The organism is Neorhizobium sp. SOG26, from assembly GCF_003491345.1.
Classification (GTDB): Bacteria; Pseudomonadota; Alphaproteobacteria; order Rhizobiales; family Rhizobiaceae; genus Neorhizobium; species Neorhizobium turbinariae.
Genome location: NZ_CP025513.1, coordinates 1,115,411 through 1,137,294 on the forward strand (window position 1 = coordinate 1,115,411; position 21,884 = coordinate 1,137,294).

Sequence of the window (21,884 nt, forward strand, 5' to 3'; positions counted from 1 at the left end):
TTGTGTTTGGTGCAACGAAGATTTGGCCGTTGCTGAGGGAACTATCCTGCGCTGCAGTGCAAAACCACATACGCAAAATGACGTATGACGCGGGGGCAAACGCCCCCACCAACGCTTCGGATAACGCGGCAACTCCGTTACACGCGCATCGCTTCACCACTTGCAAAACATCGAGCCACGGTAGAGACTGCTTAATCTAAAGACGGTCCTCTTGAGTGCTGAAAATATAGGCATGGCAGCGCGCCAACGCATCATCCCCGTCCGGCGAGATTATAATCGCTGGGTGGCAAACCAGACGCTGGAAGATTATGCCTTGCGCTTCACCGCCAAGAGCGCCCGTCGATTCTCGTCAAGCCGTATCTCGCATACCGCGATTGGCGCCATCTCGTTCCTGGCTTTGGAAGCCATTGGGGGAGCAATCACGCTTTCCTATGGCACCACCAATGCGTTCTTCGCGATCATCGCTGCTGCCGTGTCAATGCTCGTCATCGGACTGCCGATCAGCCGATATGCGATCCGCCATGGCGTCGACATCGACCTGCTCACCCGCGGCGCAAGCTTCGGCTATATCGGCTCGACCATCACCTCGCTGATCTATGCCGCCTTCACCTTCATGCTGTTTGCGATCGAAGCCTCGATCATGACCGGCGCGCTGGAACTCGTTTTCGGCATCCCGCCCTGGATCGGCTATATCATCAGCGCAGTGGTGGTGATCCCGCTCGTCATCTACGGCATTCGGTTGATCTCGCGTTTCCAGCTCGCCACCCAGCCTTTCTGGATCGTGCTCAACATCCTGCCCTTCGTGTTCATCGCCTTCCTCGACTGGGAAAAGTTCGATCTCTGGCGTGCGTTTGCGGGCATAGACCATTCCAATGCTGAAGTGGCGGGTGCGGCGCCATTCGATCTCCTTGAGTTCGGCGCCGCTTCCGCGGTCATCCTTGCGCTGATGCCGCAGATCGGCGAGCAGGTCGATTTCCTGCGTTTCCTTCCGCCAGACGGCGTGCAGAAATGGAGGCACAGGATTTCGGTTTTCCTGGCCGGCCCTGGTTGGGTGATTGTCGGGGTACCTAAGTTGCTTGCGGGTTCCTTCCTCGCCGTGCTGACGCTTGCGACGGGTACGCCGGCGCGCGAAGCCGCCGATCCGGCGCATATGTACCTCACAGCCTTCGGCTACATGATCCCGAACGAGACGGCAGCGCTGTTGCTGATGGCTGCCTTCGTGGTGATCTCGCAGCTCAAGATCAACGTGATGAACGCGTATGCCGGGTCGCTCGCCTGGTCGAACTTCTTCTCCCGTCTCACCCACAGTCACCCGGGTCGCGTCGTCTGGCTCGTCTTTAACGTGGCGATCGCGCTGCTGTTGATGGAGCTCGGCATCTATCGCTTGCTCGAAGCCACACTTGGTATCTTCTCGATCATTGCCATGGCCTGGCTCTGCACGATCTCGGCGGACCTGTTCATCAACAAGCCGCTCGGCTGGTCGCCGGAGGGAATCGAGTTCAAGCGGGCGCATCTCTACGACATCAACCCGGTCGGTCTTGGCGCGATGTTCGGGTCCGCCTCGGTAGCGCTTGCCGCCCATTTCGGGCTGTTCGGCCCGACAATGGCGTCGCTTGCGACTTATGTAACGCTGATCGCATTCCTGCTTTCGCCGGCCATCGCCTTCGCAACCAAGGGCAAGTTTTACCTCGCCCGCAAGCCGCGCGAGGCCTGGAAGCTGCGCAAATCGATCACATGCTCGATCTGCGAACATCCCTTCGAGCATGAGGACATGGCCTGGTGCCCGGCTTATGCAGCCCCGATCTGTTCGCTCTGCTGCACACTCGACAGCCGTTGCCATGACATGTGCAAGCCTCATGCGCGGCTGAACAATCAACTGGCCGTCATCGCGGGAACAGTCTTGCCAGATACGGTCATGGCGCGGTTGCGCACACGGCTTGGGCGCTATGGGTTGACCGCGCTCCTGTCGATCTCGCTCATTGGGGCGATCCTGGGGATGATCGCCCACCAGGTTGGACGGGCAACACCGGCGAACGCCGAGGTGATCTACGGCACGGTGCTGATCGTCTTTTTCGTTTTCGCGATCATCGCGGGCGTCGTGTCCTGGTTCTACGTACTTGCCCATGACAGCCGCGTCGTGGCGGAAGAAGAGTCTTCGCGCCAGAACACGCTTTTGCTGAAGGAGATTGCCGCACACAAGAAGACGGATGCGGCCCTGCAGGAAGCCAAGGAAACAGCTGAGGCCGCAAACCGCGCCAAGAGCCGCTACGTTGTCGGCCTGTCTCACGAGTTGCGCACGCCGCTCAATGCCGTCCTGGGTTACGCTCAGATCCTGGAGCGTGACGAAACGATTCCGGCACCTCGCCAGCCCGCGATCAAGGTAATCAAGCGGTCGGCCGATCATCTCTCAGGCCTGATCGATGGACTCCTCGATATCTCGAAAATCGAGGCCGGGCGGCTTCAGGTTTATTCCAACGAGATCAACATCCAGGATTTCCTCGACCAGATTGTAGAAATGTTCCGGCTTCAGGCGCAGGCGAAGGGGCTCGTCTTCGAGCACGAACGTGCCCACGCCCTGCCCCAATATGTCCGTACGGACGAAAAACGCCTGAGGCAGATCCTCGTGAACCTGCTGTCCAACGCGATCAAGTTCACCGACGAAGGCAAGGTCCGGTTTGACGTCTCTTATCGCAGCCAGGTGGCGACCTTCACGGTCTCTGACACTGGCCGCGGAATTGCGGAGAAAGATCTTGGCCGCATCTACGAACCTTTCCAGCGTGGCGAGGCAGATAGCATTCGGCCGATGCCCGGGCTCGGGCTAGGCCTCACGATCACTCAACTGCTGACGAACACGCTTGGCGGCGAGATCGCTGTTGCCAGTACCAAGGGTGAAGGCTCGGTCTTCAAGGTGCGACTGATGCTTTCCGCCGTCGAACGGCCCAATACTGCACCGGCGCCTGAAAAAACGATCATCACCTATAGCGGCCCGCGCCGCACGATCGTTGTCGTGGATGACAACGAGGATCACCGTGACCTGATGCGCGAGGTCCTGGTGCCGATGGATTTCGTGGTGCTGACTGCAAGCAGCGGGACGGACTGCCTGACGTTGATCGAGGGCGTGGTGCCGGACCTTTTCCTCATCGACATCTCGATGCCCGGCATGAACGGGTGGCAGTTGGTGGAAAAGCTACGTGATCTCGGCCAGACCGCGCCCATCGTCATGCTTTCTGCCAATATCGGTGACGGAGTGGTGAGCAATCCGGGCACGGACGGCCATAACGATGCGATCGCCAAGCCCGTGGATCTTCGCAGGCTCTCCGACAAGCTCGCCGTACATCTCGGGCTCTCCTGGATCTATGAAAGTGACGCGGCGCCTCCCGTTGCAACGGATCCGCGACCGGCGGTAAAGGCGCCTGCGCCGGACCATCTGCAGGATCTCTTGCGGCTCGGTGAGATCGGTTATGTTCGCGGAATCGAGGCCAAGCTTCACGATCTGGCGCAGAGCGATGATACCCGCGCCTTTGCCGAAGAAGCGAGCACATACGTCAAGGCATTCGACCTGGCGGGTTACATGAAATTCGTGAGTGACACTGACATGCAAAGGGCAAGCGATGCCTGAACGTCCCCTGCCCCGCGACATCGTTCTTCTGGTGGACGACAGCCCCGACGCGCTGGGTTTTCTCACCGAGGCGCTCGAGGCGTCCGGGTTTTCCGTGCTGATCGCGACGTCCGGCAAAGCAGCGCTGAGCATCGTCGAGCGCATCACCCCGGACATCATTCTGCTCGATGCGGTGATGCCTGGCATGGATGGTTTTGCGACCTGCCGAAAGCTGAAGTCGAACACCACCGTGCCGCAGGTCCCGGTTATCTTCATGACGGGGCTCACGGATACCGAACATGTGGTCCATGCGCTCGATTCCGGCGGCGTTGATTACCTGACTAAGCCGATCAATATCGATGAACTGCGGGCGCGCATCCGCGTTCACCTGTCCAACGCCCGCTCGACACAGAGTGCGCGGGTGGCTCTTGATGCTGCGGGCCGTCATCTTCTGGCCGTGAGGGGTGATGGCACGATCCGGTGGTCGACGCCCCAGGCAACGCGCCTCATTGAGACGAACGATCTCGATCACCTGTCCCGGCAGATCTCCGCATGGCTTAAAAGCTTCGACAGGAGTGGCTCGGGCAGTGACGTGCCTTTGTCCTACAGGCTTTCGGACGCCAATGTTCTGCGATTCAGCTTCGTGGGAAGCATCGGTGCTGACGAAATTCTGCTCCGGGTGACGGGCTCCAGCGAGCGCTCCGCAGCTGAAATTCTTAGACAGCATTTTGCGCTGACGCTGCGGGAATCGGAGGTTCTCGAGTGGATCGCCAAGGGCAAGTCAAACCGCGATATTGGCGATATCCTTGGCCTTTCCGCACGTACCGTGAACAAGCACCTCGAGCAGATCTATGTGAAGCTCGGCGTCGAGAACCGCGCCTCGGCTGCGGTGCGTGCCATGCATGTCGTTCATGCGATCTGACACACAGCCGAACGTCCTCATCCTCCATCGGGCTTGCGAGTCATTGAGTTATCAGTTCTCTGTCTGGCCTCGCGCCTGGCTTTAGAAGCCGGGGAAAGCAGTCGTAAGCTTGAGGAGTGAAGCATGAAGGCCATCCAGTATAGCGAGCACGGCACGACAGACGTGATGCAGTATGTCGACCTGCCGGATCCGGTTGCCGGTGCGGGCCAGATCCTCGTCAAGCTGGAGGCCGCAAGCGTCACGCCGTTCGACTGGAAGCTGCGCGCCGGCCATCTGCAGAATCATTTCACGCTTCCGATGCCGAGCGTGCCGGGACGCGATGGCGGCGGCACAGTCGTTGCGGTGGATGAGGACGTCAGCGAGTTCCAGGTCGGGGATCGGGTTGCCGTCATGGCTTCCGTTTTCGCCCAGGGTGGGTACGCCGAAATGATCGCCGTGGGTGAAAAGAATGCGGTGAAGATCCCGGAACGGCTTTCGACGGTTGAAGCCGTTGCGCTCACCAATGCGGGCTTGAGCGCCTGGCTTTCGGTGCAGACGGCGGAGGTCAAATCGGGCGAGAAGGTGCTGGTGCATTCCGGCGCCGGTGCCGTGGGCGGGCTCCTGATCCAACTCTGCCATCATCTTGGCGCCGAAGTGGCGACGACCTGCCGTTCAACCAATCAGGACTATGTGAAGAGCCTCGGCGCCGACCACGTCATCGCCTATGACGAGGAAGACTTTTCAGGTCTGCTGAAGGACCACGACGTGGTCTTCGATCTGATGGGCGGTGAGGTTCACGACAGGTCATACCAAGTCCTGAAGCGGGGCGGACGCTTGGCTTGGCTGGTTGCCGATCCGATCACCGATCGAGGTGCGGAGTTCGGTGTTACCGTAACACGCGTCATGGTCTCCGATGACAAGGTTGCGCTGCAAGCCATGATGGATCTGGCCGGCGGCGGCGTGATCAAGCCGCAGGTTGCGCGCACGATGCCGCTCTCGGAAGCTGCCGAGGCGCACCGGCTCATGGAGAAGGGCGCGGTATCGCGCGGACGGCTGATCCTGACGATGTGACGCTCGGGCGTCGGGTGTCAGGTGCCGCTTGGGAAAAGCGGCGCACCTCGACCGTTGGCGACAAAGTTTCGGAAATCCTCAACCGCATGTTCATTGGCGAGCGAGCAGAAGGGGCCGCGGCTGACTTCGATGCCGTCGATCTTCTGAAGCCGCACATCCATCTCAGCGCTTTTCAAGGCAACGGCCGCCGTGTTGATTACCGGGGCGTGCAGCACCTTGAAGCCGTATTCGCCGCCGACCAAGAGCCCTGGCAGCACACCCGCAGGCACGACCACGTCGGCTCCATCCCGAACCAGCGGCTCGGCGCACGCTGTGAAACCCGCCAACATCCGCTGGCGCGCCTCGCTATCACCCGCGAAGGCCGCGCTGAAATCGGACGGTTCGCAGTTCATGCCAACAACGTGTCGCACCCGGCTGCCGAGACCGTAAAGGTCGGCCTGCTCATAGTGCCAGACCTGGAAAACATCATCGAGGGTGACAAGCGCCAGCCGTCGACCAAGGCGGGCGGCATAGTGCATGCACACCTCTCCGGTGCCGATGACGGGAATCTTGACCGACGACTTCAGTTCGTAGAGGCCCGGGTCCTGGAAATGCCCAATCACGACGGCATCGTACCCGCGCGCGGCAGCCTCCAGTCCGTTGTCAATGGCGATTGCAGCACAGCGAAATTCGGCGAGGCGCCCGAAGTGGCGGTCGGGCGGGCTTATGCCGAAGACATCGACCGTCGTGCCAGGCTCGGCAATGCCGTTCAGGTATTCCGAAAGCCGCGCCATGTACGCCGCACTTGCGGTTGCGTCGATGAAGCTTTGCCAGAAGATGCGCATTGAACCCTCGTTTGCTCTATTTGCGCGTGAAATTTGCGCTCGCCATGATTAGAATTTAAGGCTTTACTCTCGCCTTAGATGCGTGACCGGAGAGCCTGATGACCATGACCGAGACACCCTTGAGTGACGCCTCCGTTGAAATTTCGGAAGCGGCGCTGACTGAATTCGAATGGTCCCTCTGGCGCATTTCAGCAGCCTTTCTACGCTGGCAATCAGAATGTTCGAGCGAGCTTGCGGGCGCGGGCCTGAGCGGTCTCGACACCGCAATCCTGCACACGATTCGCTATCGCAACAAGCCGAAAGGGTTGAGCGAAATCTCCCGCCTGCTCGGCCGCGACGACACGGCCAATATCCAGTACGCGATCAAGAAGCTGCAAACGCTGCAGCTTATCGAACGTGTCAAGGGACGTTCGCGGAAGGACACGCTCTACACCCCGAGCCGCAAAGGCACGAAGCTGACCCAGGATTACCGCGCGCTGCGCCGGCACCTGCTTGTCTCGCTGATCCAGAAGATGGAGCAGGCTGAGAAGGGGCTTGGCGGCGCGACCGAGATGCTGGAACTGCTGACCAGCTTCTACGATACCGCCGCCCGACGCGTCGTCAGTGGTGCTCATTCAGTTGAACGTTCCTGAGCAAGCCATTTCAGGCGACGGTCAGCTTCACGTCCACATTGCCACGCGTTGCGTTGGAATAAGGGCAACGCTCGTGAGCGCCCGCAACTATCTCTTCAGCCTGAGCGCGCCCCATGCCCGGCAGGGACACCACCAGTTCGACGGCCAGCGCATATCCAACGGGGACAGGGCCGATCCCGACCTTGGCGGTGACTGATATATCATCGGACAGCGCGACTTTCCTGTTCCGGGCAACGAGTTTTACCGCTCCGAGAAAACAGGCTGCGTAGCCAGCCGCGAAAAGCTGCTCCGGGTTGGTGCCCTCGCCGCCCGGCCCACCAAGGCCTTTCGGCACCGAGAGGTTGACGGAGAAGCTGCCATCCGTGCTTTGCGCCTTCCCGTCACGCCCTCCCTGAGCCGTGACGGCAGTCTCGTAAAGTATTTTCTCGGGTGTCATTCCGTCTCTCCCTTTGTCATTTGGCAATCCGTCTTTGATCCGACTGGCGGATCAACCTGTCTTCGGATCGATGCCTTGAGTTTTCGCAGGTCGATCGACGACCCCTCGGCCACCACCTTCGCCGCCATCGCCTTGATCTCGCCGCGCTGCAGCTTCTGCGTCGAACTGACGGGAAGCTTTTCGATGAAGGCGATGAAGCCTGGCAGCTTGTGGTACGCGATGTGCTGAGCGGCTGCCTCGACGAGGCGTTTTGCCCTCTCTTCAGGAACTGCCGTTCCCGCCGCTTCGTTCTCGACCACGAACGCGAAAACTTCCTCGCCACGCAGATCGTCGGGCACGGGTGTGACAGCAGATGCCTTGACGGCTGGATCCTTGGCAAGTGCCGCCTCTACCTCCAGCACCGCGATGTTCTCGCCGCTGCGTCGCACGATGCTCTTTTTGCGGTCGAAGAAGTAGAGGAGACCTTTCTCGTCGGCGTAGACGACATCGCCGGTATGGAACCAGCAGCCTTCCCAAGCCTCCTCCGTCGCCTTCTCGTCCTTGAGATAGCCGCTGAAGAAGCCGTTGCGCGGGTTCGGACCCTCGGCACGCACCAGAAGCTCGCCAGGCTTGCCGAATTCGGCATCATTGCCGGCGTCATCGACGATCCGGAACTGCATCCCCTTGCGCGGCCGCCCGATGCAGCGCTGGCCGGGTGCATAGTCGTCAGCAGCGGTTGTCGTCACCGCGCGACCACCGGTTTCCGTCATGGCCCACGCTTCAACGATCGGGATGCGGTAACGCTTCTCGAACTCGATCTTGTGGCGCGCGTCGACACCAGGTCCTAGCGCAAACTTCACCTGATGCTGCCGTTCGGCCTCTTCCACAGGCAACTGCAGCAGGATGGCTGGAATAACGCCCAAGCAATGGATGATGGTTGCACCGGAATCCGCGATCGATGCCCACCAGGAACTGGAATGAAACCGGTCAAGCGGAACGATGGCCCCGCCCTTCATCATCATGCCAACGGCGGTGCATCCGAGCGCGTTCATGTGGAACATCGGCAGTGGCGTGAGCGCCACCTCCTCACCCTCGACCATTTCGGCGATGCCCCCCTGGGTGGTGTACCACTCGGCGAGGCAGAGGAAGTAGGCATTGGAGAGGATGCAGCCTTTCGGCTTGCCCGTACTACCGGAGGTGAAAAGCAGCGCGCATTCGGCATCCGGCTCGCCCGGGCGCGCTTCCCATGCCTTTGGTGATGGCGGGATATCATCGCCCGGCGCGACGACAACCAGCGTCTCCGGCTTGATATTGCGCAGCTCCTCCAGCCGCTCGGCAATCACCACCATCAACGACGCCTCTGCCATATCGAGCTGGAAGAGCAGTTCATCGCGCCGCAGGTCCGGGTTGATCGGAACGATCGAGACGCCGATGGCATTCAAAGCGAGCCAATACTCGAAGAACTCCGGCCGGTTCTCGAGCAACAGGGCCACCCGGGCGCCAACGCCATAGCGCGCCTTCGCGAACGCCTGCTTCAGAAGCTCCACCCGCGCATGCACATCCCCGTAGCTGTAGCGGAAGCCTTCCGGAGCATAGGGCAACTTGGCGCTCTTCGGGGCGATCAACATCGGCGCTTGCGGGTTCTTCAGAGCCTGATGCTCGAAAAGCAGATATGGAGAATGCATTTGCCTACCTATTCCCGCTCGAGCAGGCCCTTCATCAGGAGCATGAAGCCAACGTTATGTCCGGAGCAGTTCAAAAGACGTTTTAAGAGTAAAATAATGTTAAACCGCGTCAACCCGTTTTTCGTGACACGTTGGCACGAAAACTCCAGCGTGACGGCAGAAATGCAACCAGGAGGTTCGGTTTACTGGCTCGTTGACTGCCTTCCGCAACTCAGCATCAGGCCTTCATTTTTCCGATCAGCAGAAAAATTTTAGGCTTGAAGTAACCTATGCCTCGAATTACCATCCGCTCAATGTCAAGGGGACGACCGCAAAAGCGGGACTGAAAACCGAAGCTCCTGGCAGGATTGCAGGCTTGCGTTCAACAACCGCCGCAAGCCCGTCGCGTGCATCGACGGGTGAACCAGAGGGATCGTCATGACTTTTGAAATCGACCGCAGAAATCTCTTGCAGATGCTCGGCCTCGCCGCGGTCAGCGGCTCCGTGCTGTCGCACGCCAGTTTCGCCTTTGCCCAGGATTCCGACAGTGTCACCATCGGCTGGCCGTCCGACGTGCCGTCCTGGGACCCTAACCTGCGCTTCAACCCTGATGCGCAGCCGATCTTCAAGCTCGTCTTTGACCAGCCGCTCGACCAGTCGCCTGACCTGAAGCTGATCCCGAACCTCATCACTAAATGGGAGCTGAAGCCGCACGGTCTTTCCATGCCGTTCGAGATCCGCGACGACGTAAAGTTCCACAATGGCGACCCGATGACGATGGAGGACTTCCAGTACACCTTCATCGACCGTGTGAAGTCAGGCTTGAAGCTCGACATCGCCAACTCCTGGCGCACGCTGACGGAAATCGAGGTTCTGTCGCCGACCTCCGGTGTGATGAAGTTCTCCGCTCCGACCCCGACCGCGCCGCAATGGCTGGCCTTCCTTGGCAGTTATGTGGTGCCGAAGAAGTATGTCGAATCTGTCGGTGCGGAGGAGTTCGCCAAGAAGCCTATCGGCTCCGGCCCATACAAGCTCGTTGACTACCAGATGAACTCCCGCATCGTGCTGGAGCGCAATGACGACTACTTCGGCGAGAAGCCGAAGATCAAGCAGGTCACGATCGACATCATCAAGGACCCGTCGGCACGTACCGCGGCGATCCAGTCCGGCCAGGTCGACATCACTGTCAACTTGCCCGTTCGCGAAACGGAACGGTTAGGCAAGACCGAAGGCCTGACCTCCGAAATCAACCCCTTCACCCGCATCATCATCCTGCAGATGCGCAACGACAAGGGCTTCGAGGACAAGGCCGTGCGCCTTGCCGCCCACCATGCCATCGACAAGGCCGCGCTTTCGAAGGCCTTTTATGGCGGCGCGGCCGTGCCGCTTTCGGTGCCCGCAACGCCGGGAACGCCTGGCTTCGTGGAAGACTATAAGTTCCCGTATGATCCGGAGCTTGCAAAGAAACTTCTGGCCGACGCGGGCTACACCGCTGACAAGCCGGCCACCTTTACGCTCGCAGCAACCAACGGCCAGTTCCCGAGCGACTTCGATATCGCGCGTGCGCTCGTGCAGATGTGGCAGAAGGTTGGCCTGAAGGTCGAGCTGCAGCAGATTGAGTATTCGAAATATTTCGAGTTGAACCGCGGCGGCCAACTGCCGGAGGCGACCCTCTACAGCTTCGACAACGCGACCGGCGACCCGGAAATTTTCGCCGGTTACCTCATGAACCCGAAGATGCCGTTCGGCGCCTGGAAGGGTCAGGAAATTGGCGACAAGATCCTCCAGCTCTTCACGGAGCCGGTGTATGAGAAGCGGGTCAAGGGGTATCAGGATCTCGCCAAGGAGATTGTCGACACCGGTGCAAACATTCCGCTGCTGCAGAGCGTGCAGACCGTCGTTCGCAAGAAGAACCTCAACTACGTGAAGTACGGCAACGCTTGGGTTCTCGGCAAGACCATGTCCTGGTCTTAGAGCGTAGGATACTGCTTTGGGGGTTCGGGTACGCCCGGCCCCTCTTCCTGACATTTCTCATACGGGGCATGCGCATGTTTGCGACCATTGCCAAGCTGTTGGTAAAGCGCGTGCTGACCGCGATACCGATCCTGCTCGTTGTGTCCGCGCTTCTCTTCTGCATCCTGCGCATCCTGCCGGTGGATCCGGCCGCGATGTCGCTGCCGCCCAACGCGACCCTGGAGGAGATCGAGACGATGCGGTCGGAGATGGGACTCGACCGGCCGCTCTACGAACAGTACGGCATCTGGCTGAACCAGCTTCTGCACGGCAATATCGGACGTTCCATCCACTTTCGCCAGGATGTGACATCGCTGATCGGTAATACCTTGCCCGCCACGATCGAACTGGCTGTGATTGCGATGATGGTCGCGACCGTCTTCGGGCTCGCAGGCGGGCTGTTCCTCTTTTATGTGCGCGGCACCCGCCTTGAGGCCGTTACCGACTTTTTCTCGATCCTGCTTCTCTCCTTGCCCGAGTTTCTCTGGAGCCTCTTCCTTCTCCTCATCTTCGGTGTCTTCTTTGAGGTTCTCCCCTTCACGGGACGCCTGAGCCCAGGCTTCGAGCGCCCGGTGGTGACAGGCTTCTTGCTGCTGGACAGCCTGATCACCGGTAATATCGCGACCTTCTTCAACGCGCTGCAGCACATGATCCTGCCCTGCCTGGCGCTCGGCATCGCACTATCGCCGTCGCTGATGCGCGTGCTACGTTCCAGCCTGCTCGATGCCTACCAAGACGACTACATCCATCAGGCACGCCTGCGCGGCCTCTCCGAAAAACGCATCCTCGTCCGTCACGGACTGAAAAATGCGATCCTGCCTACGCTCAGCCTGATGGGCGTGCAGTTCGGCTTCCTGTTCGGCGGCACGCTATTGGTGGAGATCATCTATTCCTACCCTGGGATGGGCAACCTGATGGTCGATGCGATCCGCAATGCCGACCTGCCGATCATCCAGGGCGCGGGCCTAACCTATTGCATCGCCGTGCTGGTGATCAGCATCATCGTGGACAGCCTCTACCTGATCCTCAATCCGAAACTGAGGGTACGCTGACATGGCGAGCACTGAGAGAAAAGCGCTTCCGCTCTGGCTGAAGTCCGGCCGTGTCCAGACCGGTCTCGTCATCATCCTGATCCTCGGCATCTGCGCGGTATTCGCCCCGTATCTTGCGCCGAACGATCCCAACGAACAGGACCTGCTCGCCATCCTGATCCCTCCGGCCTGGGCAGATGGCGGTGATGCGATGTATCCTCTTGGAACCGACAGCCTCGGTCGCTGCGTGCTTTCGCGTCTCATCTTTGGTGCACGGGTCGCCCTCACCGTCGCGTTCACGGCATCGGTGGGCGCCATGCTCATCGGCGCCTTCTTTGCCCATGTGGCCGGCTATTTTGGGGGCTGGGTTGACTGGGTGATCGGCCGCGTGGTGGAAATCTGGCTCTCCTTCCCGCCGGTCATCCTATCCTTGATCCTGATGGTTGGCTTGGGCACAGGGCTCAGAAATGTTGTGCTGGCGATTATCCTCGTCGACTGGACCCGCTTCTGCCGCGTCTTGCGAAGCGAAGTGATCGTGCTGCGGAGGCGTGACTATGTATCTGCCGCGCAACTCGTCGGCTTCTCCCACTGGCGCACCATCACCCGCGAAATCCTGCCGGGCACGTTGCCACTCCTCATTACTCTGATGAGCCTTGAAATGGGTGTTGCCGTCATCGTCGAGGCGATCCTTTCCTTCGTCGGCATGAGCGTCGGTTCGGAAACGCCTGCCTGGGGCCAGATGATCGCGGATGCGCGCCAGAACATCTACGAGGCGCCCTTCAACCTGATCGCACCGATCCTGGCGATCTTCTTTGCCGTGTTCGGCTTCAACATCCTAGGCGACGGCCTACGCCGCACGCTTGATACCCGCCTCACGCAGACGGAGCGCACCTGATATGGCCAATCGTCACTTGTCAGGTCCCATCCTTTCGGCGCGGAACCTCAGCGTCGAGTCGCTCGGCGGCAAGGAACGGTTCCCGGTCCTGACCGATCTCAACTTCTCGCTGGAGCCGGGCAAGATCCTCGGCCTTGTCGGGGAATCCGGCGCCGGCAAGTCAATGATCGGCCGCACCATCTCGCAGTTCCTGCCGCACGGTTTCGCGGTCACAAAAGGTACCCTGGAGTTTGGTGGCGAGGATCTGGTGGGTATGGCTGCCGAGCGGCGCCGCAATCTGCTCGGCCGCGAGATCGCCTTTATTCCGCAGGAACCGCTATCGGGCCTCAACCCGGTCTTGAGTGTCGGGCAGCAGATGAAGGAGCACCTGCTGCGCATCGGGCTGGCGCCTGGCGAAAACTGGAAGCAGCGGGCACTGAAGGAGTTCGAGGCAGTCCATCTGCCGCATGGTGCGGCGCTGCTGGACAGATATCCGCACCAACTTTCCGGCGGCATGTGCCAGCGCATCCTGATCGCGATGGCATTTGCCAGCCGCCCGCGCCTGCTGATTGCTGATGAGCCGACAACGGCGCTGGACGTCACCATCCAGGCGCGCATCGTCAAGCTGATCGCCGAAATGCAGAAGCGCGACGGCACGGCGGTGATCTTCATCACTCACGACCTGCGCCTTGCATCGCAAATCAGCGACGAGATCATGGTGCTTTACGCTGGTCGCCCGGCGGAGCGTGGTCCCGCGAAACAGCTGTTCTCTGCGCCGGCACATCCTTATACCCGCTGCCTGCAACTCGCCAACCCGACGATCACCGGTCCACGGCGAGGGCTATACATCCTGCCCGAACGCATGCCGGGCCTACGGGTTCTGAAGGACCTGAAAGGCTGCCGCTTTGCGTCTCGCTGCCCGAACGCGGTGGAAGCCTGCACCTTAACGGAACCGCCGCTGGTGGATATTGGGCCAAACCACATCGCCGCCTGCATCCGCACGGAAAAGACTCCGGAGATCGTGCCTCCGCCGCTCGCGCCTGGCCGAGAGGTCACAACTGGCACGACGCAACTGCGCGGGGAGAAGCTGACCAAGGCCTACACGACAGCCTGGAGCCCGTTCGCGTCGCGCACCAGCTTCAAGGCGGTGAACAGCGTCGACTTCACACTCGGCGAAGGGGAGTTCGTCGGCATTGTCGGGGAAAGCGGTAGCGGCAAGAGCTCGCTCGCCCGCCTCGTAGTAGGTCTGGACACGCCGACGGATGGGAAACTTACCCTTGCAGGTCGCGATGTCACCGCCAATGGCAATGCCGATAGAGCCTACCGTCGCGACTACATCCAGATGGTCTTCCAGGACCCGCAATCGGCGCTCAACCCACGGCGCCGGATCGGCAGCATCGTGACGCAAGCCAATGAGGCGACGGGTGCCTACAACAGCCAGCAGGAACGGATGAACCGAGCGTCCGAGCTTCTCAAGGAAATCGGCCTGCCGCCGGACGCGGCGATGCGCTTCCCTTCGCAGCTTTCCGGCGGCCAGAAGCAGCGTGTGAACATTGCCCGTGCGCTCTGCACCCTGCCGAAGATCCTTGTCGCCGACGAGATCGTTTCGGGGCTGGATGTTTCCGTCCAGGCGCAGCTTCTCGACCTTCTCCTGAAGCTTCGCGACGAGCACGGCTTCTCCATGCTCTTCATTAGCCACGACCTCTCCGTCGTCCGCTACCTCTGCGACCGCGTGATGGTCATGTACCGGGGCGAGGTGGTGGAAAGCGGCCGAACGGAGGCCGTTTTCTCCGAGCCCCAGCACCCCTACACCCGCAGCCTGCTGGCCGCAGTGCCGCCGGATGACGTGGAGAAGGAGTGGTCGCCGGTTCTGGCTGAGGCAGGATATCAGGTGGAATGAGCGCCTGCCCCACCTCCCAGGCTTACCTTCAAGAAAGCCATGGCGAAGGTGACCGACAGGAGGAGAACAATTGTTGGCGCCGGAGCGCTGTCGATGAAGAACGACAGGTAGACGCCGAGGAACGAGGCGGTGACCGAGAGTGGCACTGCGATAAGCAGCATGATGCTGAACTTGCGGCTTAACAGAAAGGCGATGGCGCCCGGCGCGATCAGCATCGCGATGGCGAGAATGATGCCCACAGCCTGAAGCGCTCCCACAATCGTCAACGAGATGAGGCCGAGTAAGCCGTAATGCAGGAGATTGACCCGCAGACCGACGGCGCGCGCCTGTGCCGGGTCGAAGGCGTGCAGCAGGAAGTCCTTCCACTTCAGCCCAATGATACCTGCCGTGAGGACAGCAATCCCGGCCGCCTGGGTGATGTCGCCCCATGAAACGCCGAGCATGTCACCAAACAGGATATGGTCGAGATGCACGTCGGATTGGATCTTCACGTAGAGCACCAGACCCAGCCCGAACATGCCGGAAAACACGATGCCCATGACGGTGTCCTGTTTGATGCGGCTGTTATCCTCGATGAAGCCGGTCGCAACGGCGCAAAACATCCCGGCAATGAAGGCGCCAACTATATAAGGGATGCCGATGATGTAAGCGAGGACCACGCCCGGAAAGACGGCGTGGCTGATCGCGTCGCCCATCAGCGACCAACCTTTGAGCACGACAAAACAGGACAGGAGCGCCATCGGGATTGCAACGACAACCGCGATCATCAGCGCCGTAACCATGAAGTCGAACGCGAACGGTGCGAGCAGCGTATCCACGAGGTTCACGGTCGGACCTCCGTCGTCTCGGTTGCCCGGCGGCGTGCAGCGAACATGCCGTGCTTGGGCGCGAAGAAGAATGTGGTCAGAAAGACCAGCGTCTGCAGCACAACGATGATGCCGCCTGTCGCCCCATCCAGGAAATAGCTGGCATAAGTGCCAATGAAGCTCGTGCCCGCGCCAATGGCAACGGCAAGGAGGAGGAGACGAGGAAACCTGTCGGTCAATAGGTACGCGGTCGCACCCGGCGTTACCACCATGCAGATGACCAAGAAGGCGCCGACAGTCTGAAGCGCCGCCACCGTCGAGGCGGACAGAAGCGTGAAGAACATGGTCTTCAGCAGAGTCGGATTGAGCCCGATCGATCGCGCATGGCTTTCATCGAAGAATACCACCATCAGGTCTTTCCATTTTGCAAGCAGGATTGCCAGCGACAGGAAGCCAATGACTGCCAGTTGCAGCGTATCGCCCGGCGTTATGGCGAGGATGTTGCCGAGCACGATGGTCTGGATGTTCACCGATGTCGGCGAGATCGACACCATGAACAAGCCAAGGCCGAAGAAGGCTGAAAAGATCAGGCCGATGATGGCGTCCTCCTTCAGCTTGGTCCGCTGGTTGAGGAATAACATCACGCCTGCGGCGAGCCCTCCTGAAAAGAACGCGCCCACCGAGAACGGCAGGCCGAGCATGTAGGCGCCGGCAACGCCGGGAACGATCGCGTGCGACAAGGCGTCGCCAATGAGGGACCAGCCCTTCAACATAAGATAGCAGGACAGGAAGGCACAGACGCCCCCGACAAGCGCCGAAACCCACATGGCGTTCAGCATGTAGCTGTAGGTGAATGGCTCGAGCAGGAGGGCGCTCATCCGTGCCCCAACTTTTCCATGGCGCGCCCAGGAGTGTCGTCAACTTCCACTGGTGCATGCCCAAATTCGAGATGACGCAGCACACCGCCGAAAGTCTGGTCCAGATTCTCCCTTGTAAAGGTCTCCGCGATTGGACCCGAGGCAAGCACTGTTCCCCTGATCAGAACGGTGCGGTCACAGAAATCTGGCACGGAGCCGAGATTGTGGGTTGAAACGAGCATTACCCTGCCCTCATCCCGCAGCTCACGGAGAAGCTGGATGATCTGTTCTTCCGTCTTGACGTCCACGCCCGTGAATGGCTCGTCGAGCAGGATGATCCGGCTGTCTTGCGCGAGCGCGCGGGCAAGGAAGACGCGCTTCTTCTGGCCGCCGGAGAGTTCACCAATCTGGCGTTTGCGGAACTCGGTCATGCTGACCCGTGCAAGCGCTGCGGCAACCGCATCATGATCGGCCGCTTTCGGGATGCGCATCATCCCCATGTAGCCGTAGCGCCCCATCATCACGACGTCCTCGACAAGGACCGGAAAGTTCCAATCCACCTCTTCCGCCTGCGGAACATAGGCGACGAGGTTCTTGCGTAGCGCGTCTTTCACCGGCATGCCGAGAATGGAAATCTCACCCTTAGCGAGCTTCACAAAACCCATGATCGCCTTGAATAGGGTTGATTTTCCGGACCCGTTTACGCCGCTGAGTGCCGTGATCGTCCCGGTTGGCACTGCGAAGCTCGCATCTCGCAGGGCGGTATGACCGTTGCGATAGGTGACCGTGGCGCCGCTAACGAGGATCCCGGCGCCGTCCACCTCTGCCGCAGGCAAGTTCACTGATGGAGGATGCGCGGTCATTCGGTATTCCCTTCTATCGATGAGCGGCATGAATGCGTGCGGTCAGGACGAGGATGCCAGACCCTTGGCGATGGTTTCGGACGTGACGCGCAAGAGGTCGAGGTAGGTCGGCACGGGGCCATCGGCTTCGGTCAGAGAATCCACATAGAGCACGCCGCCGTATCGGGCGCCGGTCTCGCGGGCGACCTGCTCGGCCGGAGCGGATGAAATGGTGCTCTCGGAGAAAACGACCGCAATGCCGTTCTTGCGCACGGAGTCGATGACCTTGCGGACCTGCTGCGGCGTTCCCTGCTGGTCGGCGTTGATCGGCCACAGGTAAAGCTCCTTCAGGCCGAAATCGCGCGCCAGGTAGGAGAAGGCGCCTTCGCTGGTCACCAACCAGCGCTTCTCTTCCGGCAATCTGGAGAGTTCAGCCTTCGTGGGCTCAATGACCGCCTTGATCCTGTCTTTATAGGCCTCGGCGTTCTTCTTGTAGATCTCCGCATTGGCGGGATCGTGCTGCACGAAAGCGTCGCGGATGTTATCGACATAGATGAGTGCCGCAGTGGGCGACATCCAGGCGTGCGGGTTAGGCTTGCCTTGATAGGGACCTTCCGAGATGCCCATTGGTTCGACGCCCTGCGAAACGACCACGCTCGGCACGTCCTTCAGGTTCCTGAAGAACCTCTCGAACCAGAGCTCGAGGTTGAGCCCGTTCCACAGGATGAGTTGCGCGCCCTGTGCGCGCCTGATGTCGCCAGGCGTGGGTTGATAGTTGTGGATCTCAGCGCCGGGCTTTGTGATCGACTCCACAATCGCGGCGTCACCCGCAACGTTCTGCGCAATATCGGCAATGACGGTGAAGGTCGTGACCGCTTTGAATCTCTCCTGCGCGAAAGCGGGTGCAGAGGACAGTGCGGCCGCGAACGCTGCTCCCATCATTCCTAGCATGGTCTTCCGTCGCACACTGTCGAACATCCATTCCTCCTCAAGAATGCACTCGTCTCGCGAATGCAACTCATTCGCAATTACGACAACCTTAACAGCGGTTCTCGTAAATGCAACTGCGAATTATTCGCATCTGAATGCGGTGCGCCTATCGCCACAGGTGGCCTGGATCATTGGTGACGTTTGATGCGTTCACCATAAGATCCCAATCATGGAGATGCGCAGGATGACGTCGCTATCGGAGTTGTATCGCGCTTACATCGCCTGCTTAAACCGCCGCGACTGGGAACATTTGAGGGACTACGTTGCGGAGGGCGTGCAGCACAACGGGCGGGATTTCGGGCTCTCAGGCTACCGTGACATGCTGGTCAACGACTTCGAGCAGATCCCGGATCTTGAGTTCAGGATCGGCCTTCTCGTCTGCGAGCCGCCGTTCATTGCGGCCCGGCTCGACTTCGATTGTTCGCCGAAGGGCGCCTTCCTCGGCCTAGCGGTCAACGGCCGCAGAATCTCATTCCCAGAAAACGTATTCTATGAGTTCCGAAACGATAAGATCATGTCAGTCTGGTCGGTGATCGACAAGGTGGCCGTAGAGGCCCAACTGGCGACTTAGTCAGGAGTGTCCGGCTTCTTTGACGGCAAGATCCGCCAGCGCAAGCGCGGCTTCACGCGTGGCAGCTGCGGCAATGAAACGCCCATTGTGGCAGAAGCTTGCGCCTTTCACGCCGCTTGCGGCCTCAAGTTCCGCGCCCGTCAAGCCCGCCCAACTGGCCGGAAGATCGGCACGAAGCTCAAAACCTTCATCGCTGCGGCGAATGCCAGTGACGCACCAATCGGTATCACGCGGATGAACGACGAACAGGAGGTGATCGGCGCCCGCCTTCACGATGGCTGGGCGGAAGGGCATGCCCATAGGCAATTCAAGAACACGCTCGTTTCCCGCCTTGGTGATCGCCGCCAGCACCAAGGCTTCTGCCCGCAGCTTGGCGTGGATCTGGCCAATCTTTGCTTCCGCGAACCGGCGAGCGACCGCCAGTGCATCATGAAAGGCGCGGTCGGTGGCCGTGCGGTCCGTCTCGTCAAAAGGTGGCTTCAGAAGCTCCAGCAGCGATGGCAGGGTAAGCCCGGCCAGCACGCCGGCGCTGTCGGGGCTCAGCGCGCCGTTGTCGACCAGGTCGACCGGCAGGACGAAGCTGGTATCGAACGACGCGTGCACACTCTCGATGAAGGCATCCGGCACGGCAAGTTCTGCGAGGTAGGCGCGGCCGAAATGTTTCCAGATCAAACCAAACGAGCTGTAGGGTTGGCCGTCATCTCGCTTCGGCGCCGCGCGCTGATGGTGATCGAACAGGCGCGCCTCGGCATCGTAGCCACCGCCGACGTCATAAACGATGCGGTCGTCACCCGGGGTGATCCATTCCGGCGCCCTGCTCCGCACGATCTTGGCCTCGGGAAAAAGCCGGGTGAGGATGACGCTCGACAGCAGTTCATCGGCATGGAAGCCACCGGAATGGGTGACGAGGTAATCTGGGATCATGACCGGCTGCCTTGCGCGCGAAAACGGGAGAGGCCGCAATAACCGTTTCCCTGCGTCGGCTCAATCGACATCTCGCCGCAGCTCAGAATGCAACCGGCCTACTCACACGACTTCAAGCAATTGGTTCGGCCTGCTTCAGAATGCCTCTGAAGGTGAAACAAGTTTCCTGCTCATCCGATGACACATCGATCATGCCGCCATGCGCCTTGGCGATCTCGGAGGCAATGTATAGACCAAGGCCAAGCCCCTGCACGCCGGGACGTCCTTCGCCGCGCTTGAACGGCAGGAACAGCTTGCTGATCTGCCCGGTAGGTATTGCGCTCCCGCCATTGGTGACGCTGATTTCGAGAACCTGGTCACGCAAATGAGCCCGGATGAGCACCGGTGTGGCGGATGCGCCATGAGTAACCGCGTTGAACAGCAGGTTGGACGCCATCTGTGCAATCCGAAGGTGATCGACGGTGAGGCTGCGCGGCAGGTCGAATATCGCCGAGATCTCCCGCTCCGGATGCGCCACCCGCAACTCATCAACAACATGCTGGAGCGTGTCGGCAAGATCAGCGTCGGTCATGGTAAGCGAAATGCCGCCACCCATGCGGGCACGAGCAAGATCCATGACGTTGTCAACCAGACCCGCCATCCGCGTGACACTCGTCTTCATCAGCTTGAGGATCAGCGGGCTCCGCTCGGTCCAGCCTTCCTTCAGCAGGCGTGCCGTGCCGGCATCGATCGCGGCAATCGGATTGCGAAGGTCATGTCCGAGCACCGCGATAAACTGCTCCCGAAGCTCGGCGAGCTCGCGCTCCCGTTCCAGCGACGCCTGCGCCGATCGCAGCCGCGTCTCAGCATCGAGATGATAGGCAATAAGCTCGGCGAACAGCTTGAAGGCGCCGAGGACCTCCGGGTTCTTCACCTTTGCCGGGTTCGGATCAATGGCGCAGAGCGTGCCCCAGAAGGTGCCGTTGGCAAGGATGATCGGCTCCGAGATGTAGCTCCTGAGCCCGTAGATACGTGGTGTATGGTGGTCGCGATATTGCGGATCGTCCGCGGCATCATCAAAAACGATCGTCTGCCGGTGCCCCCTGATTTCGTTGCAGAGCGTGCTTTCGATCGGCAGTTCGTCACCCGGCTTCAAGCCGAAGCCGATCGGATCGAGCACCTGGCAAGCGATCCACCGCGCCTCCGTGACCCGCGCCACCGCCGCGAAGCCCATGCCGGTCATCCGCAACACGACATCGAGGATAGTCGGGACGGCAGCGATGGCCGAAACGCGGCTCACATCAAGCGCGAATTCTTCCGGAGAACCGGAAGTCGAGCTGAACAAAGCGGCCATGTGTCTGGCGAGCGAAACATGCGCTTCCAGGTTCTGAAGCGCCGTCGTCGCAGCGTCGGCCAGGGCTTCCAGCGTCTCGATTTCCCAGTCGTCGGGCGTGTAGGTCTGCGACCAGTAGGCGCCGATAGCCGCAATCGGATCCTCTCGACGCACTGGTGCCATGGCCAAGGCTTTCACGAATGTCTCGCTGTAAAGCGCGTGCGGGATGCGCGCGTCCGTCGAAATGTCCGGCACGACCGCCGTCTCGCGGTTGGCCATCGACCAGCCGCTGATGCAGATGGAGGCCGGAAACTTCTGTCCTTTCCAGAGGGGGCCAATCGCATCTTCTTCCACGTAGTGGCAGAGATCGCCCTCTTTGAGGATCACGGCGACGCCTTCGCAGCCGATCAGAGACCGGGCGCTGGTGCGGATGGTGTCGACGATCTCGTCAAAGCTGCGGGCGCGAGAAATCTTCGCAAGCGACCGGGTCAGCGTAGCGAACGGGGTGGAACTCCTGGTACGCTGATCCATGATCACCGTCCTTTCCGGCGATGATGCCTTTAGCGATATCTAAGTTTCTGCAATTTCCGCGTGCTTTTGCAAGCGAAACTTCGTTTGCCGGCCGGAAGCGTACGGTGGTCGAACGGCTTAGGCGCCCT

The 21,884-nt window shown here is 60.4% G+C and carries 18 protein-coding genes; 9 read left to right on the forward strand and 9 right to left on the reverse strand.

Going from position 1 to position 21,884, the window contains the following annotated elements; genetic code table 11:
* Positions 1–232: 232 nt before the first annotated feature.
* From CYG48_RS21915 to CYG48_RS21925, 3 genes are all read left to right on the forward strand, one after another.
* Positions 233–3,619: a hybrid sensor histidine kinase/response regulator gene (locus tag CYG48_RS21915; protein WP_118852760.1), complete on the forward strand. Its 3,387-nt coding sequence runs from the start codon at positions 233–235 to the stop codon at positions 3,617–3,619.
* Entirely contained in the window at positions 3,612–4,520 is a 909-nt protein-coding gene (locus CYG48_RS21920; RefSeq protein WP_118852761.1) for a response regulator transcription factor, read from the forward strand. The genes CYG48_RS21915 and CYG48_RS21920 overlap by 8 nt, the downstream gene beginning before the upstream one ends.
* Before the next feature lie 123 nt (positions 4,521–4,643).
* A complete protein-coding gene (locus tag CYG48_RS21925; protein WP_118852762.1) occupies positions 4,644–5,570 on the forward strand; it encodes an NADP-dependent oxidoreductase in 927 nt (308 codons plus the stop codon).
* A 17-nt stretch (positions 5,571–5,587) separates the two neighbouring features.
* Here CYG48_RS21925 and CYG48_RS21930 read toward each other — a convergent pair whose 3' ends face one another.
* Positions 5,588–6,394 (reverse strand): aspartate/glutamate racemase family protein, encoded by an 807-nt coding sequence (locus tag CYG48_RS21930; RefSeq protein ID WP_118852763.1) that lies wholly within the window; start codon positions 6,392–6,394, stop codon positions 5,588–5,590.
* A 98-nt stretch (positions 6,395–6,492) separates the two neighbouring features.
* Between CYG48_RS21930 and CYG48_RS21935 the strand changes: the two genes are divergently transcribed.
* Positions 6,493–7,026: a winged helix DNA-binding protein gene (locus CYG48_RS21935; RefSeq protein WP_118852764.1), complete on the forward strand. Its 534-nt coding sequence runs from the start codon at positions 6,493–6,495 to the stop codon at positions 7,024–7,026.
* 10 nt (positions 7,027–7,036) lie between these two features.
* On the opposite strand, the gene CYG48_RS21940 is transcribed toward CYG48_RS21935, so the two are convergent.
* Entirely contained in the window at positions 7,037–7,462 is a 426-nt protein-coding gene (locus CYG48_RS21940; RefSeq protein WP_118852765.1) for an organic hydroperoxide resistance protein, read from the reverse strand.
* Positions 7,459–9,126, reverse strand: coding sequence for an AMP-binding protein (locus tag CYG48_RS21945; protein WP_118852766.1), 1,668 nt, complete (start codon positions 9,124–9,126; stop codon positions 7,459–7,461). Before CYG48_RS21945 ends, CYG48_RS21940 begins: the two co-directional genes overlap by 4 nt.
* Positions 9,127–9,543: 417 nt before the next feature.
* On the opposite strand from CYG48_RS21945, the gene CYG48_RS21950 reads away from it, so the two are divergent.
* The 4 genes from CYG48_RS21950 (at position 9,544) to CYG48_RS21965 (ending at position 14,923) form a co-directional block, all read left to right on the forward strand.
* A complete protein-coding gene (locus tag CYG48_RS21950) occupies positions 9,544–11,079 on the forward strand; it encodes an ABC transporter substrate-binding protein (protein WP_118852767.1) in 1,536 nt (511 codons plus the stop codon).
* A gap of 74 nt (positions 11,080–11,153) precedes the next feature.
* Entirely contained in the window at positions 11,154–12,170 is a 1,017-nt protein-coding gene (locus tag CYG48_RS21955) for an ABC transporter permease (protein WP_118852910.1), read from the forward strand.
* Between the two features lies 1 nt (position 12,171).
* A complete protein-coding gene (locus tag CYG48_RS21960; protein WP_118852768.1) occupies positions 12,172–13,044 on the forward strand; it encodes an ABC transporter permease in 873 nt (290 codons plus the stop codon).
* 1 nt (position 13,045) lies between these two features.
* A complete protein-coding gene (locus CYG48_RS21965; protein ID WP_118852769.1) occupies positions 13,046–14,923 on the forward strand; it encodes a dipeptide ABC transporter ATP-binding protein in 1,878 nt (625 codons plus the stop codon).
* On the opposite strand, the gene CYG48_RS21970 is transcribed toward CYG48_RS21965, so the two are convergent.
* The 4 genes from CYG48_RS21970 to CYG48_RS21985 are packed head-to-tail and all read right to left on the reverse strand — an operon-like array spanning position 14,911 to position 18,406.
* Positions 14,911–15,750: a metal ABC transporter permease gene (locus CYG48_RS21970; RefSeq protein ID WP_118852770.1), complete on the reverse strand. Its 840-nt coding sequence runs from the start codon at positions 15,748–15,750 to the stop codon at positions 14,911–14,913. The two genes, CYG48_RS21965 and CYG48_RS21970, sit on opposite strands and share 13 nt — an antisense overlap.
* Positions 15,747–16,607, reverse strand: a complete 861-nt coding sequence (locus tag CYG48_RS21975) for a metal ABC transporter permease (RefSeq protein ID WP_118852771.1) — start codon at positions 16,605–16,607, stop codon at positions 15,747–15,749. The genes CYG48_RS21970 and CYG48_RS21975 overlap by 4 nt, the downstream gene beginning before the upstream one ends.
* The gene (locus CYG48_RS21980) at positions 16,604–17,449 is read right to left on the reverse strand and encodes a manganese/iron ABC transporter ATP-binding protein (protein ID WP_118852772.1); all 846 of its coding nucleotides are present in this window, start codon (positions 17,447–17,449) and stop codon (positions 16,604–16,606) included. Before CYG48_RS21980 ends, CYG48_RS21975 begins: the two co-directional genes overlap by 4 nt.
* Before the next feature lie 42 nt (positions 17,450–17,491).
* Positions 17,492–18,406, reverse strand: a complete 915-nt coding sequence (locus tag CYG48_RS21985) for a metal ABC transporter substrate-binding protein (protein ID WP_118852773.1) — start codon at positions 18,404–18,406, stop codon at positions 17,492–17,494.
* A gap of 196 nt (positions 18,407–18,602) precedes the next feature.
* Here CYG48_RS21985 and CYG48_RS21990 point away from each other — a divergent pair, with 196 nt between their 5' ends.
* Positions 18,603–18,989 (forward strand): ester cyclase, encoded by a 387-nt coding sequence (locus tag CYG48_RS21990; protein ID WP_118852911.1) that lies wholly within the window; start codon positions 18,603–18,605, stop codon positions 18,987–18,989.
* Here the strand turns inward: CYG48_RS21990 and CYG48_RS21995 are convergent, their stop codons facing one another.
* Positions 18,990–19,913, reverse strand: coding sequence for an MYG1 family protein (locus tag CYG48_RS21995; protein ID WP_118852774.1), 924 nt, complete (start codon positions 19,911–19,913; stop codon positions 18,990–18,992).
* Between the two features lie 112 nt (positions 19,914–20,025).
* Positions 20,026–21,756, reverse strand: a complete 1,731-nt coding sequence (locus tag CYG48_RS22000; RefSeq protein ID WP_118852775.1) for a sensor histidine kinase — start codon at positions 21,754–21,756, stop codon at positions 20,026–20,028.
* Positions 21,757–21,884: the final 128 nt, after the last annotated feature.